The organism is Nonomuraea sp. MTCD27 (assembly GCF_041950495.1).
GTDB lineage: Bacteria > Actinomycetota > Actinomycetes > Streptosporangiales > Streptosporangiaceae > Nonomuraea.
In genome coordinates, this window is record NZ_JBGNUW010000044.1 from 38,632 (window position 1) to 53,586 (window position 14,955).

8 protein-coding genes are annotated in these 14,955 nt (G+C 61.1%); 1 reads left to right on the plus strand and 7 read right to left on the minus strand.

The features are described 5' to 3' along the window. Positions 1-313 precede the first annotated feature (313 nt). The 7 genes from ACBJ59_RS60505 to ACBJ59_RS60535 form a co-directional block, all read right to left on the minus strand. On the minus strand, positions 314-1,879 hold the full coding sequence (locus tag ACBJ59_RS60505) for a tyrosine-type recombinase/integrase (protein ID WP_375118979.1): 1,566 nt from the start codon (positions 1,877-1,879) through the stop codon (positions 314-316). Between the two features lie 1,303 nt (positions 1,880-3,182). Continuing rightward, positions 3,183-3,719 carry a hypothetical protein gene (locus ACBJ59_RS60510; RefSeq protein ID WP_375118980.1) on the minus strand — a complete coding sequence of 179 codons (537 nt, stop codon included), beginning with the start codon at positions 3,717-3,719 and terminating at the stop codon, positions 3,183-3,185. Between the two features lie 185 nt (positions 3,720-3,904). Continuing rightward, a complete protein-coding gene (locus tag ACBJ59_RS60515; RefSeq protein ID WP_375118981.1) occupies positions 3,905-5,794 on the minus strand; it encodes a hypothetical protein in 1,890 nt (629 codons plus the stop codon). Next, complete coding sequence (locus ACBJ59_RS60520) at positions 5,791-6,240, minus strand: hypothetical protein (RefSeq protein ID WP_375118982.1); 450 nt, start codon at positions 6,238-6,240, stop codon at positions 5,791-5,793. The genes ACBJ59_RS60515 and ACBJ59_RS60520 overlap by 4 nt, the downstream gene beginning before the upstream one ends. Before the next feature lie 115 nt (positions 6,241-6,355). Further along, a complete protein-coding gene (locus ACBJ59_RS60525) occupies positions 6,356-7,492 on the minus strand; it encodes a dsDNA nuclease domain-containing protein (protein WP_375118983.1) in 1,137 nt (378 codons plus the stop codon). 694 nt (positions 7,493-8,186) lie between these two features. Next, positions 8,187-9,170 carry a pentapeptide repeat-containing protein gene (locus tag ACBJ59_RS60530; protein WP_375118984.1) on the minus strand — a complete coding sequence of 328 codons (984 nt, stop codon included), beginning with the start codon at positions 9,168-9,170 and terminating at the stop codon, positions 8,187-8,189. Between the two features lie 793 nt (positions 9,171-9,963). Beyond that, on the minus strand, positions 9,964-13,086 hold the full coding sequence (locus ACBJ59_RS60535; RefSeq protein WP_375118985.1) for a class I SAM-dependent DNA methyltransferase: 3,123 nt from the start codon (positions 13,084-13,086) through the stop codon (positions 9,964-9,966). A 313-nt stretch (positions 13,087-13,399) separates the two neighbouring features. On the opposite strand from ACBJ59_RS60535, the gene ACBJ59_RS60540 reads away from it, so the two are divergent. Next, the coding region (locus ACBJ59_RS60540) for a hypothetical protein (protein WP_375118986.1) at positions 13,400-14,955 on the plus strand (1,556 nt) is incomplete at its 3' end.

The window sequence follows — 14,955 nt, forward strand, 5'->3', positions numbered from 1 at the left end:
CATTGTGCGCCGAGACGGTATAAATCACCGTTAGATGACACTCCACCACACTTAAAGATCTTGCTTCTAATCCGACGGTCGCAGGTTCGAATCCTGCAGGGCGCGCTTTGATCATGTTCTGACCTGCGGTTATGCGGGATCGGACTCGTTCTAGAATTTTCGTCTAGCGGTTGCGTGCTCCGTGCGTGCTCGGTTGCACCAATCCTGCACATTCCATGATCCATTCGTTGTCGCCGACCTTGTCGGCAGAGCAGCGGCCCCGCCTCGCCGCGAGCAGGCGGCGAATGCGGGGCCGGATGCTTAATCCGACTGTTCAGCTTCTCAACGAGATGAGTTTCCCGGGCGCGGTCTGGTCTTCCTTGCCGAACAGCAGGGCCGCCGTCTTCTCGGCTGCCGCCGTGGCCACCTGTGGGTAGACAGAGGTGTAGGTGTCGGCGGTGAAGGCGCTGGACGTATGGCCCAGGGTCTCCTGTACCACCTTCATCTCCACCCCGGCCGCGAGCATCAGTGAGGCCGCCCCGTGGCGGAGGTCGTGAAGGCGGATGGGTGGCAGGCCGGCGAGGTAGGCGAGCCAGAGGAACTGGTCGGAGACGTGCTGAGGATGCAGGCGACTGCCATCGGGCTGGGTGAACACGAACTCGGTGTCGGTCCACGCCTCGCCCATGGCCAGCCGCTCCTGGAGTTGCTGCTGCCGGTGAGCGCGCAGCACCTTCGCGGTGTCGCTGTCCAGGGCGATCGTCCGCACGGAGGCGTCGGTCTTCGGGGTGCCCTCATGCACCGCCCAGGCCAGCTGTACCAGTTGCCAGTTCACGGTCAGAGTGTGCGCGTCGAGGTCGACCTCGTTCCAGCGCAGCCCGCACGCTTCGCCTCGGCGCAGGCCGCGCAGCGCGATCAGCTGGTAGAGGGCGAACAGGCGGTGACGCTGGGCTTCTTCGAGGAACAGGCGGGTGTGCGCGGGCGTCCACACCATCACCGAGGATGGTCGTGGCACGCTGGTGTAGGCGTCGATCGGATCGACCCGCCGCCCGCCCCGGCGTTGCTTCTCCCTTTCCCGGTAGCTGTGGTAGTCGGCCTGCCAGGTGCGGACCCGGTCCTCGGTCCACACCAGCGGCTTGGGCCGGGTGTAAGCGGCCATCTCCAGGACAGCGGCGGGGTTGAAGTCGATGAGCCGGTCTTGGCGCATGGCCAGGTTGAGCGCGTGGCGGAGGGTTGCGCGGATGCGGTGCATGGTGGCGATGCTGATCGGCCGCCGGTATTTGACGCTCTCGCGCACCGCTGGGTCGGGGTCGGCGCGGCGTTCGGCGATGGTGTCGTTGAACTCCTCGATCTGCTCGAACATCAACGCGATGTCGCTGACCTTGAGCTGCTCCAACCGCAGCCGCCCCAGGTACGGGGTGAGGTAGAGACGGATGTGGCCCTCATAAGAGCGGCGGGTGGTCTCCTCGATCTTCCGCTTGCGGTTGAGGAACTCCGCCAGCCACTGCTCGACGGTGATCTCCTGAGTCAGATGCTGCCCGCTTTTGACCTTGCGGCGGATCGTTGCCGCGTCCGGGAGGGTGTCGGTCTCGGCCAGCGTGCGCTTGATCAGGTCGGCGATCTGGATGCGAGTGGCGGGCTCACGCGGGTCGGCCAACGCGAGCAGGTCACGCACTTGCCCAAGCTCGGCCTCGGCGGCGTCCTGGGAGTCGAACCCGCCGCGCCGCAGCGGCCCGCGCCGCTTGCCGTCCGGGGCGGGCGGGAGCTCGATCTGGTAGTTCCAGATGCCGTGCCGGTAGCTCCACCCGCCGCCGGGGCGACGTAGCTTGGGGCACTTCTGCCCGAGTGCCTTGCCGTCGCTGTCACGGCAGGAACAGCGTTTGAAGGTGCGTCCGTCGGCCATGCTGTGTCGTGGTCCCTTCTCGTCAGTGCTGTTGGGTGGGGCTGAGGCGGTAGTGAGAGCAGGATGCGGATCGGCGCTCGGCGCAGGATTGCTGCGCCGAGCCCTGAAGCGGCCGGTGAAAGGACTGGCCGCCCCGGTCGCAGGTCCTGTGCCGAGGGCGTATCCCGCGGCTTCCGTCCGGCCGTGGCCCCGATGATCGCTGGATACGGGCGCACGGCGGTTCTGGCGCCCGTGCCGCTGCCTGTGCGGTGCGGAGCGCCGGGGTCGTCGTGTTCCCGTCCGGCGTGGCCGATGCGGTGGCGTGATTGGGCGAGCACGCCCGTGGTCGTCACCCCGCCGCATCGCTGGCCGTGCCGGATGGGGCGTATCGACGCCCACCTGGATGCCGATGGTCAAGGCCGAATCCGACGGTCAACGCCGGGGGCGGGGTGCCGGCAGGCTCCGCACGGCTACGGACAGGGCGTCGCTGCCATCCCGCCGCTCCTCGCTTCGGGGCGCTACAACGTAGGCGCGGCTCCCGCCTACAGGAACGCACCCATGCGTGCGCGCGAGCTGAGCACATGTTTCCCCGCACATCGGCCGGGACCGACCGTGCGGTTGCTGCTGATGGATCTCTTAATCAGCAGGCGGAAGTCGCTGGTCGTGCTGAACGGAATGGTTCGCGGTCGCGTGGTCCGACGGATGCTGTGGGTCGGTGGTGTTGCGGTGTTGTGCAGTGAAGTCATGTGGTGTGGCCCGATCACCTGGACCACCTGATCCCTGTCACCTTTATAAATACCTGCGATCGGGCCCGGATTCGGACAGCAGGCGAAGCAAAGGTTCGACCAAGATCGCTGGACCATGCATCCGTTCCGGGTGCAAGCCCTCGTCCTCTACCATCGGCCGGCTACCTAGACCCGCCGGGCGAACGGTCATGGTGGCCAGCAGGGTGAACGAAGATCCTTGCGAGTTCAGCGCACCTGCGGATTAAAAGTCGCAAGGAATTCTGTCAGGCTATACTTCAACGTATTCAATTGTATCACTCTGCCGAATTTTGTCGCATTTAAAATGTCTGAAAATGTCGGCCGGTGTTCACGGGTGCCGATAGCCGAAGAGCGCGCGACGAGCACGTGGCGGGGGATCCGGCGCGCCATTGCGTACTCTTGACTGTTCTATTTGTCATGATTTCGGCATGTTGGTCTTTTGCTGGGCTGGACCCTCGCCGGGGCTGTCACTTGCCCCCGGCGGCTACTGAGCCTGGACTGGCCCTACAGTATCCGCGCATGTTCGTGCAGCGTTCTCGGTCCCGATTGGAGGTAGGTGTTTACTTGGGGAATGTAACGCCGACGTGTGTGGATCGCATCCATTCTTCATCAATAGCAGCTTGCAGCAGCGCTTCGGCGGTGATAAGAATGGCGCGGTCCCAGCGATTGTCCCATGCTTCCGTGCCGGCGGGTGTAGTGGCGATCCATTGTTCAACGCTGGCGAGATTGGGATCCGGGTACCAGTCCCGTTCTCTTGCGTCGAACCGCGCTACGCGACCGGCGTGAGTATAGTAGGACACCATCGCCGGAACTTCGTCGCACCAGGCAGCGCTTAGACAAGGACCGTACTGCGCTAGGGCGGGGAGAGCCCTGGGTGTGACGTAATCGACGCTGTAATCCATGATGATGGTGCCGTTGCCGAGACGCCCAATGAGCATGTCGATATCGCCACCTAGGAAATTCATCGGCTCCGCGGTCTCGGGTGAGATGCCGCAGGCTGCCAGGACATCCTCGGTCGTGGCCGCGGAGCACCAGGTAAGCAGGAGGATATCACTGGTGTACTGATGGAACCAATTAGAATAGCTATCATCAATCATGGCTTCTTCCTTTGATCGACGTGCCGCACTACCGGCCACGTTTATGGTTGGCAGACGCAACCAGTATCAGAGTGGCGTGCTCATCTTGGATACACTCAGATGTCAGGTAGCCATTGCTAGCAAACGCACAGGGCTGATCGCGCCGCAATACACGCCGGGGCCAGGCTGAAAGCCTAAGCCCAAGCTTAAGTATCGAATGTTTGCGTCATGCGAAAACTTCGATGCGAAGCAGTAAGCCTGGGCAATCGAGCTGCAGTTATTAGCACCTGCGCGTTATGTACGTTCGCAGCTGTAGTGATCATACCCAATGCCTCTTCGACCACCGGTCCGGCCAGGCCTTGCTGGTAGGGGTTGTCGAGCAGTAGTAATCCGGGAGCATTGCCCACCTCCGGTAGATCGACATGCAGATGCAAAAGTGCATAGCTGTAGGCGAGAAAGAAGATTACCTTTGTTTCTGCTCCTAGAGCCTGATCCCATGGGCGGGTACCGACGTAAAAAGTGAATTCGTTTTCAGAGAGAGTGACGCTGCGGTGTACCCATACGCTACGGTTGAGCGCTCCGAGAAACTCGTTCATTCGTTCGGCGAAGAGCGAGCATCGGTTGATGGCGCTGCCCTTATCAACACGGATGCTCCGAAAAGCACGCTGGGCATCCTCTACAGCCTGCTGAGCCTGCTGGACAGCGTGCTCCGCGGATGCAACTAACGCAACTAGATGCTCAAGGCCACGGATCGCGGCAAGCTTTTGCCTGATACTCGTCTCGGCGGCAGCAAAGTCCTCCAGTTGGCGCACGAACGGGGCCAGAAGCTGACCACGTCTGTCATTCAGCCGGGAAGTAAGCTCCTCGCGTGACGCTTCGAAGGTACCGATGCGTTCACGAACGATAAGCAACTCCTCGCGCGTACGCTGCAAGACGCCTGTGAGGTCCTCCTGCTCGCGCTCCAAGGAGCGAAGCTCTACTTCTATTCGACGGTGGCGGAGATCGGGTTGAACCGGGAGACTGCAGAGGTAGCAAGAATGAGCATCATGGTCCCGCTCAGGGTTTATCTTCTGCTCACATGCTGGGCACATTGTGACGGGAATTTCGTCAAAGAGAGACGCTGACGTCTGCAGTCGTTCAAGCCGTGCTGTCTGAGACCTGATAAGCCCTTCAGACTCCTCATATGAGTCTATGGTCTCTAGAAGTTGCGCCTCGTGCGCCTTTATTCGTTCCAGCTCTTGACAGACGGAGCCGTATAAAGCGCCTAGCTCGGGCTCCCAGCCGTCTTCTCGTCGAGGCGCTTCCTGGATACGAGTACGCTCGGCGACCAAAGAATCGAGATCTCTTTCTAGATGACTCTGCAACTCTGACAGAGCCAGGAGACCAACCGGTTGCATACCGAGTTCCTGAGTTACAGACCTGATCGCTTCATCAGCTATTTCAGTTGCTTCTCGCGCTCTAGCCTGCGCCTCTTCATATCTCCGCTCAGCCTGGCCTAGGCGGAACTCCTCGCCGCTATATCGCGAGGTTGCTAGGCCGAGAAAGAGGCTTATAACTGCACGTCTGTAAAACTCTTCTTCCTTGACTGCAAATTCAAGCCAAGAATCTTCGCGGCGGTATATATGGCGCAGCAACGTACGAAAGGTGAGGGGAATCAGCTGAGTTGCTGAGGACTGATTTCGGCCTAGCGGTATGTCGACGTTTGGCCAATTCAACTCACGCAACAGCCAGTCCGATAATTCTCGAGCATTCAGGTCGCGTTGGTCATCGACTCGAGTCTTGGTGACTCTTTTAGAGGATTTGTCGAGTGACCGGCTGAGCGAGTGTCTTACTCCATTCAACAAAATCTCGGCCGAGAATTCGACATAGCGTCCTGCGACCGCCTCGCCTAATGACTTGATTGCAGAGTCGGGATCGCCGAGACAGTAGTCGATAATTTTAAGAGTGGTTGTTTTTGAACTATTGCGTGGGCCATAGATGATTGTAGCCGGGCCTGATAAATCAATCTCAGCAAGCTCGCCGTTGTGGTCGACCCGACTTAGGCGTTCAATGCGAATGCCGGCGACTGCAGTAAGCTGCTGGGTCTCGGAGGTCATTGAATCTCCCCCCGCATCGGCAATTGGACGACTTCATCGGGAAATAGCTTATACACCAGATCTTTAAGTGCTGTTCCGCTCATTCTGGCGAGGTTGTCCGACATCGCATCGCAGCGTTCTACTATGGGCTGAAATGTTTCACTGTCCTCTAGCCGAACAGCCATGTTACGACCCTGAGCTGTCAACGTGACTTTTTCGGGAGTGCCTCTGGTGATGCGTATGAGTTGCCTGGCTTGCAGAAACGTCAAGAATTGCCGATATCGTGTATCCCAAGGCCCGAAGCGATACCGTATCATTGGAGCCTCAACTTCAGGCCCAGTCGCCCGATAAAGAGTGGCTGGGGCGTCTCGGAGTTGTAGCTCGTTCTCGGCGCGTTCTAAAAATCGGGGATAGCGAAGGAAGAAGTCGAGCTTGGCGAGCTTCGTCCGGCCTTCGATAGCTGGCATGCGTCCCTGACCGCAACGGTGTAGGAGTATCAGGATCCGCGCTGCGTGAAAATCTGGGCTATCGTCGGGATCATAGACTTGGTGCAGAGGCGGCACATGATTCGGGCCTAGTTGTCTAGTCATCGTGATACCTATTTCGGCACCGGCTTGTGATAAAGGCTAGAGCACCCCACGCATCAGCCTTGCTCAATCCATTGCTTGCGTGATCCTCACGATCCCACATAGCTGATATTGAGCGTATAGTTTCTGCATACGATTTAGGGCCGGGCTCTAACTCGCCAGCGCGGCGAAGTGCCGAGGTTTCTGCACAGACCATGTAAACTGAATCGCTTAGGGAGTCCAGAGCATGTTTGGCCCTTCCAACAGTCGTCCGTAGTTTCCGGGAGTATCGCAGAGACATTTCTACGGCGTGATCAATTTCATATTCCTGGACACCCGCGATGTTGAGCTTCTCCCGTAGACTGGTGTAGTCTGGAGCGGACCCTATTGACCTACGCAACGTGCGCTCTCCGATGCGGATAAAGTCGCGAATAAAGTCATCGCGGTTCAACGGCGTCACAGCGACATTTCGGGCGACGGCAGAGACCTTCCAAAGGAGATGAATGAGAATGTCTTCCACCTCTTCTGTTAACGGGCTCTCTTGGAGGTAGAGTGATATGAGGTTGCCTAGACGGGCTCGCGCACGATTTTCCAGATCATCTGGAGTGCGGCTTTCAATGCGAATATGAAAGCGCCTTAAGCACCACTCAATTGTGCGCTCGTTGGGCGGCTGTAACCCACTAAGTTTTCCAGTCATCTCGAGCACTGTAGCCTCCGGAGCCGGAGTGCTATCTACATCGGGCACCACCACGAAAGCCTGTAGCGGAGTGTTTACTTGTTCATTGAGCACTAATTCGAGCTCGGCGTTGTCTGGTAAGGGCTTATCAACGAAGAGGCGTCCAAGCATACTTGTCCCCGGCCCACGTCCCTTCTCGGGTCGGCATAGCGTGGCGATGCTGTGAAGCTGCTCCGGGCTTTCATCAGTTTTGACCTGTTTGTATAAAATGCGTTCTGTTGATTCGCACGTGATGTCTTCGAAATTTTCTAAGACAACTTTGTCCCACTTGCCTTCTACCATATCGAGGCAATCGTGGAGAGCGCATGCATCTTGGTAGTAGAAGCCCCGACGGCTCCTCCTGCCGTAAACGCCTGGCGGAGTTGCCGCTTCATGCGAGACCGACGACGGAGGCGTCTCAACCTTGCCCAGATCCAATGGACAGCTCCATATGGCGCGACTCATGGGGCTTTGCTCCCAAGGTACACATCGAGCTGTATGAGATCTATGCCACGTTTTGGTATTGCTAGCGCTACTGGCTGAGAGGCGCAGCGTGTGGCCATTGTCCTTGCTGTGATGACGGACGGGCTGAGCTCCGGGACGGCCGGGCCCGCAGGACTTCGCTTGCCTGGTGCTCGCTGTGAACTGGCGTGAAGGGCGACGCGGGGGATGGCGCGTGGAACTGAGAGTCTTCGGCGCCTGGCGCGACGGCGCCGAATGGCACGCTGCTGGTCGTTGCTCCTTGACATCGTGCAGGTCGATGGCGCTGATGCGGCTGCGTCCGTCGCGGCTGGCGGCTGGAGAGTTGGCCGATCTCGGTTTACCGATGCCCTCCACCGGTGACGGGGTCGGTGGAGGGCCCGCGGAGGGATGGTTGGGTGCGGAGGAGCTTGCCGAGTACCTGGTGTTCGGGGCGGTCTGCGACCCGCGTTCCGCAGCTAATCCGGGATCCAGGGCATGTTCGGGTCTGAACCCGCAGGTCAGCGCGTTCTGGCCTGGTGGAACAGCGGAGAACCCAAGTGTCGGCGTACAGGTATTTGTGCAGACCCTCGTACGAGTGGTTATACAGAGCGCTGATCAGCCGGAGCGCGTTGGTCATCGTGGCGCCTGACAGGCCTCGTTCTGCAGGTGTTCAGGTCGTGGGCGGAGACTTCTGCTGCTCTCCAAGCACGTCGTCCGGCAGACCGAGCACGCCGTTCAGGTGGGCATCGTCGAAGTTCGCCCTTGTTGTCTCCGCATCAATGAGTCTGGCCCCGTCGAGAATCGCACCAGACAAATCCGCCTGGGTGAGGCGAGCGCGGGTGAGGTTGGCTCGCCATAGGTTCGTGCGAGAGAGATCGGCTCCGGTCAAGTCCGCGTCGGTGAGATCGGCTTGGGCAAGGTCAACGCCGCCGAGTTGCGCTCCCGCGAGATCCGCGCCCGCAAGATGCGCCTCTGCCAGATCGACTCGCCCACGATCGCGGTCGTCATGGTTGACGTCCCGGCGGCCTATCACGGCCACCGCCGCCTGTACGTCCGCCCTCAGCCGTGGCCGCACCTCCAGCGCGGCCAGCGTATTCGCTGCCTGCCGGTGCGTGCCGTGGTCGGATTGGTTGGCCTGGGCAAGACGGCATGGTTCGCGTACGAAGGCGGTAAGCACCTCTATCACGGTCGGATGATCGCGCGCCGAGTCGCGGGCGATCCGTTCCAGCGCGTAGATGCCACCCAGCCGGACGGCCAGTTCCGGCGAGCCGAGTTGCTCGATCGCCTTGGTGTATCGGTCAGTGACCAGGCCCTGCTCACTGAGAGCGAGAGTTCGTTGGCCCACCTCGTAGGTGCGCCGGGCGGTGTCGGCATTTCGGGCGGTGTAGAACACCGCCACGAGTGCCGCTACTCCCGTCGAAAGCGCCAGTCCCCGACCCCGGATCGCGTCCAGCGCCTCGGCCCGTTCCTTGCCCGACAACCCCGTCACATCGTCGACGTGCTCCAGGACCCACCCGGCCCCGGGGCCGAGCAACCAGATCAGGCCCCCCAGCAGGATCAGGCCGGCAACCGCCACGAACGCCAGATCCAGCCTTCGTATGCGGACGACTGTGCGTAAGGCCGCCATCGCCCGCAACATCTCGGCCAGCCGCACTTTCCGCCTCCACCCCGCTGGGCCTTCGCGACACGAGGGCCAGCCCCGGATCGTACTCGGTCGATCGAAGATGTAACCAGGGGAACCGATTACCGCGGAACCTGGCGCCAACTCGTCGAGCGTTCCTTGCTCTGCCTCACCTCTGCACGTTGGCTTGTACATGCTTGTGCACTTCCAGGTGTACGCCGACACCACGGCACGCCTGGTCCTCGCCACAGCACGAAGAACAGGTCGCCGACTACGGAAGCGGACACTGCAGCTCCAACGTCGCCCATGAACCGGCCGCCACGCTGAGCGCAATGCCAGAAAAGTCTCGTGGTGTCTGTTTGTCCCAGACGTGAACCAGCTATGACCCACCTCTTGATTATTTGATCAAGGGGTGGGGTGAAATCGCAGATCAGAGTGGTAGGGCGCCCGGGGCTCGAACCCGGAACCTACGGATTAAAATGGCCGTCCCGAAGCCAGCTCTTGTAGATCGGATAGGAGTTCGAGGAGGGGAGCGGGAGACGGAAGGGCACTGGGGCTTGAGTCCGAAACCTACGAAGAGAAAATGCCAGGGCCCCAAGAAGGCGGCTACCTGGGGTCTCTGCGAGTGGAGCCAGCGTGGTGATGGGGCTGGCGGTCACTGGTTCCTGGGAGTTCGAACTCCTTTAGGTCCACCACTCGCGAGGGTAACTTTTCAGAAGGTTACCTAAATCTTAGGGCGGCGTCGGGGAGGTCACGATCCTGCTCCCGCGCTTTACCCTCAATCAGCGGCCACCGCTGTGCCCCCTGGACGGACTCTGATCCGCAGTTACGGTAGGTCATGCGCCACCTCGTGGTCTTTATCGCTGCGCAGCGTCAACTGTGTCACCTGACCGCCGGACACCTTCGCCTTGTTGATCAGGAAGAGCTCCCTTTGGCCACACATATCGCAGATATTGACTGAAGCTACTGGAGTCAGGTCGATAGAGGCGGCCAGTAGCGAACCGCGTAGGTAAATGCGATGGGGGGCGAGTTGTGCGTGGTATTCCTCATCAAGGGGTTCCCATTCGGGGTGGCTTCCGCGCAGGCGCCGCCCTTGGAGTCTGTAGCCCGCGCCGATGTAGCCGCAATGTTCGATCAGGTCCCAGTGGAGGCGAGCTAGCCACGGCAGAGACTCCAAGGCGGCGACGACGATTGGCTCGAGGAATTTGACCTCGGCATCCCGTTCATGCGCAGGGCGGACGCCGAATGCATGTCCGGACGCATTCCGGTGATTCTTGATCTTCTTCAGTATGGCCAGCGCCCCATCGGTATCGCGCATACTCTCGAACACGGGGAGCTCTAGAACATCACCACTACGGAGAAAGTTCGATAGGAGCGTCGTCCAGGTCCCGAAGGTCGCTCCGGCACCCCGGGTAAACGGAGCCGCCAGGGTCGGAGTGAATCCTCCGTTGCGTTGGATCATGATTGCCAGTGCTATGACGCCCAGAGAACGAGCGAGGCTTTCACCGAGCTTGAGAAGTGCTTCCTTGCGGACGTCGACGTGGTGCGCGGTTCGGTAGTGCCGGGAGAGTCCAGCGACATGGAACGGGTAGCTGAGCTCCGCGCGCCACACCGGATCGCTCAACGGCTGCACGAGTTCGCCGAGAAGATGGGCTTCGGCGGCTTTCGACTGCATGGCCCGTTGGAGCCCGGAAAGGTCCTCGGTGGGTCCCTTGAAGATGTTGGGGAACTCAGGCAAGAGGGAGCGAGTAAGTCGTGTCAGTTCGGCGCGGCTGGCATCCGACTCTTCGATCAGGCTGGCGAAGTCGGGACTTTTGATGGCTTCGATGGGCACTGGGGTGTCCATCGATAGCGACGCTAGGGGGCCGGTCCTGTCAGGGCCCACTGCGTTCAGCCATTCGCACAGCGCACGGCCTCCGACATAGGGCCGGATAACGTTGAGCGTGGTCAAGGCCTCACCGAAACCCGATGGGAGGAACCGCCACTGGCCGGGATACCCGACGATGTCGCCGTCCGTGCACAGGCTCAGGGGGCGGTCGGCTTCCGCCGCATCAGGAAGATCAGTGGCCTTCTCGGCTGACAGCCCAGCGGCCGTCAGCAACGGCTGGCTGCGTCTGCTTTCCAGGGGCAACGTTCTCTTTGTAATCAATTGCGCCACGCGGGACAGTGGACCAAGCTCACCGTGCCACCGAGTCTCCAAGAGCAGGTAACGCGGAACCTCGTAGCCTATCTTCACTGTCGCGGCATCGATCCATGCCATCGGCGAACCGGGAAGGACTTCACGGTGAAGGAAGGCATGGACGTCCTCACGCAGCGGGATACGGTCATAGGACCTTAGATCAGGATCGGCGATAACGCTGCCAGAGATGTCCCGCTGAACCTCGCCACCGGGGTCCACTTCCGACGCGGCCTTCACTACAGCCGACCACACCCGCTCTGGCGGCTCCTCGCAGCCAGCAGCGAGGAGTCCGTCTGCCACATAGTCCTCGAATGCCGCTTTGGTCGTCCACGTCCGGCCCGCGAATTCACCAAAAACGGACACAAGATCCTCGCCTGCCGGATACCGCTGCACCACACTGCTCTCCCGGAGCTGTGCCACGGCCTGAGGCGTGACCTGGAATCGGAGTCGCAACGGTCGGTCGATTTGGATGCGTTGATAGCCAAATTCCGACGACTTGAGGCGTCTGACCGTCAGTCCCTCGATGGGATCACGACCATCGTGCCCCAAGCGAGCGCGACGATAACAATCGGCGATTTCAGCAACTTTGCCATCGGTGAAGTACTGGCGCTTGTCTCCCACAGGCTTACGCAGCGTTGTACCGAGGCTACGCGCGTCGAGGAAGACCACCTCACCGTGGTCGCTCGGCGGGTGGTTTGACAGCACCAGCAAGAAGAACGGCAGGGTGGTGTTGGTAAACAATCCGCCGGGCAGCGCAATGATACCTTCCAGCAGTTCGTTCTCCACGATCCACCGCCGGATCTCAGACTCGCCCGACCCTGCGACTCCGTTGAACAGTGGTGAGCTATTCACCACGATCACGGCTCGCGATCCGCCCGCCTCACGGGGCTTCATGTGTGCGACCAGATGCTGAACAAACAGCAGTGACGCGTCCGACATGCGCGGCAGCCCAGCCCCGAAGCGCCCCGCGAAGCCCTGCTTCCTGGCTTCGGTCTGCACCACGTCGGAGACGTGCTTCCACTCCAATCCGGCCGGCGGGTGCGCCGTCAGAAAGTCGAACGTCTCCCCGGAATACCGGTCCTCGCTCAGGCAGTTGCCCAGTGCTATCGCAGCGGGATCGAGGCCATCCATCAGCAGTGAAGCCGAGCATATTGCGTGGGCTTCCATGTTGATCTCTTGGCCGTACAGGTGCAGGTCACGGCCGGTCAGCCGGGCGCGCACCGCCGCCAGCGTTCTACCCATCCCGCAAACGGGGTCGTAGATACGGATCGGTCCACGCCCTTCGTCTGCGTCCGAGCCCAGCAGTACGAGCTCTGCGATGAGTGAGTTGATGTCGGCCGGCGTGAACCACTCTCCGGCAGTATCGTGCTGGGCATCGCTGAACCGGTCGGTAAGCTCGGCGAAGGTCTCGCCCATCAGGTCGTCGGCCACTCGATCGGGGTGCAGATCCAGATCTTGGAACTGGCGGAGGATGGGAGACAGCAATCCGACGGTGTCCAGCTGGCTCAGAACTCCACCAAGATTGAAGCCATCGAAGAGTTGCCCAATCTCCTTCGGGAGCTGCCGCACCCAGGCCAAGAGCGTTTCTGTAGCGGTATGCGAGTCCTCCAACGCCCGATCGAAGGCATCGGCCTCCATCTGACAGTCAAGGCGTCGCAGCACCACGAGCGGTAGCAGGACGCCTCCATACTCGGATGCTCGGAAATCTGCCCTCAGCAGGGAGGCGATAGACCAGAGCGAACCGGCCAGCTGGCCTTCTCCCTCGAACACCCGCTTCGCTCCCCCCACTCCGTGACCTGGCTTGCGGCGCCATCATCGCATCGCTTCTCTACCGAGACGGTATGTCCCGCCAAATCCCACATATCAGCCCGAACGCCGTGCCCCCACAGGCTGGTTGGGTTTCTCGTGCAGGGGCGGCCGGTGCGGGTCAGGAACTGGGTGGCGAGACTGCCCTAGTCTGTCAACACCTGTACTGCAACAACCCCTCAGATCGACCGCCGACGTGGTCATATACATCGCAGACGCAACATCGCAGGCCCGGCAACAGCTTTGATCAATCGTGACACTCATGAATTGACAGTCCTTGTCGCGCAAGCTGGTTGCGTACGGTGGCGACCTGATGTCATCTGGTGATATGCGTCAGTGGCCGAAGCTGAACGAGCGCCAGATGGCGACCCTGCGCCGCATCGCGGAGAGAGAATCGGTCACCGCCAAGGACAGTGATCTAGCTCGTACCGTGTATGCACTCCGGGACAGGGGACTGGTTTCGACCCCACGGAGAGACGGAGTCTGGATCGCCGAGGTAACCGAAGCAGGACGCTTCTATCTCGAGCATGGCTACTACCAGGGCGTTGCGGCTCTGACATCTTCCTCCGTGAGTTCCAAGGGCGGAAGACGGACTGCCGACCCGAGGCCGCCATCACCTCACGTTTTGGCGGCTGAACTGATCAAGCGCTTGCAGGACGAAGGGGGGACGCTGCATGTCCGTGACCCGGACGAGGCCACCAGGGCGCTTTATCGACGGGCCTTGGACGCGGCCAAGCGCCAGGGATTGATTCCGGAAGGCTTCCGCCTCCTGCATACCGGTCGCGACCGCGGGGATCTCATCCTTCGGCTGGAGGATGCCGCGCATCCCGACGAGGCGGACTGGAACCGCATCCGATTGAGCGCCCGCGACCTGATCACCGATCCTCACGAGCTTGCGGACTGGCTCCGGGAAGATCGTCGTTCGATCGACGTCACCGACGCGACGATCGGCCGTGCGCTGGAAGTGGTACGCGCCTTAGCAGCGGACCTGTTGAAACGGGGTCACTGCCTCGGCATATCCAGGCGGGGCAAACCACGCGGCCTCTACGCGCACGCGCGTGGGCACCAGTACGCGGTGAACATCAAGGAGGAACTCGACCGCGTTCCTCACGTATACACCGAAGAGGAACTCCGGAGCCAAAAGCTCTACACCTGGCAACGGGTCACACCCGAGTACGACGAGGTCCCTTCGGGCCGGCTCCGGCTCGAGCTGGGGGAGGGGCGCGGTCTGCAGTGCTGGGCGGACGACAAGCGTTCACGTCTGGAGGACAAGATACGAGCAGCCGTCAAGGAGATTGAGCGGCGCGCTGAGGTCGACCAGCAGGCACGCCTGGAGCGAGAGAAAGCTGAGCGGGAACGCGCTGAGAAGTGGCGACGCCAGGAGGAGGAACAGCGGCGGCGGGAGGCGGAGCGGCAAGCAGCGCGCGATAAGGAACGTGCGCAGGCCGCCGACCAGGCAAGGGAGGAGCATCGGCGGCGAGTCTTCGGCCAGGCGCTGGAGGGATGGGCCTGCGCCGCGGAGATCCGCGAATTCTGCCGGGGGCTGGAAGCACTTGCGGCGACTCTGCCTGCACAGGAGGCAACGATTACGCAGTGGGTGACGTGGGCGCGAGCACAGGCAGATCACATGGATCCCTTGCACACGCCGAGCGTGCTGACCGAGGCGAACTTCGACATCGAACCGACGCCGGAGGCCCTGCACCGCTACCCGAGTTTCGCAGTTAGTGGGCAGACGAGAGCGCTGAATTGGGTGTTTGACCTGGGACAACGGGCGTGGGAGAGCCTGCGAGTCGTGTGTCCACGCCTGTGTGCTGGGTTCTTGCTGGTCGGAGG

What these genes read in the sequence shown, in the direction of transcription:
- ACBJ59_RS60515 (WP_375118981.1), bottom strand. Translation starts at nt 5,794, where the DNA reads ATGACCTCCGAGACCCAGCAGCTTACTGCAGTCGCCGGCATTCGCATT.
- ACBJ59_RS60510 (WP_375118980.1), bottom strand. Translation starts at nt 3,719, where the DNA reads ATGATTGATGATAGCTATTCTAATTGGTTCCATCAGTACACCAGTGAT.
- ACBJ59_RS60520 (WP_375118982.1), bottom strand. Translation starts at nt 6,240, where the DNA reads ATGCCAGCTATCGAAGGCCGGACGAAGCTCGCCAAGCTCGACTTCTTC.
- ACBJ59_RS60505 (WP_375118979.1), bottom strand. Translation starts at nt 1,879, where the DNA reads ATGGCCGACGGACGCACCTTCAAACGCTGTTCCTGCCGTGACAGCGAC.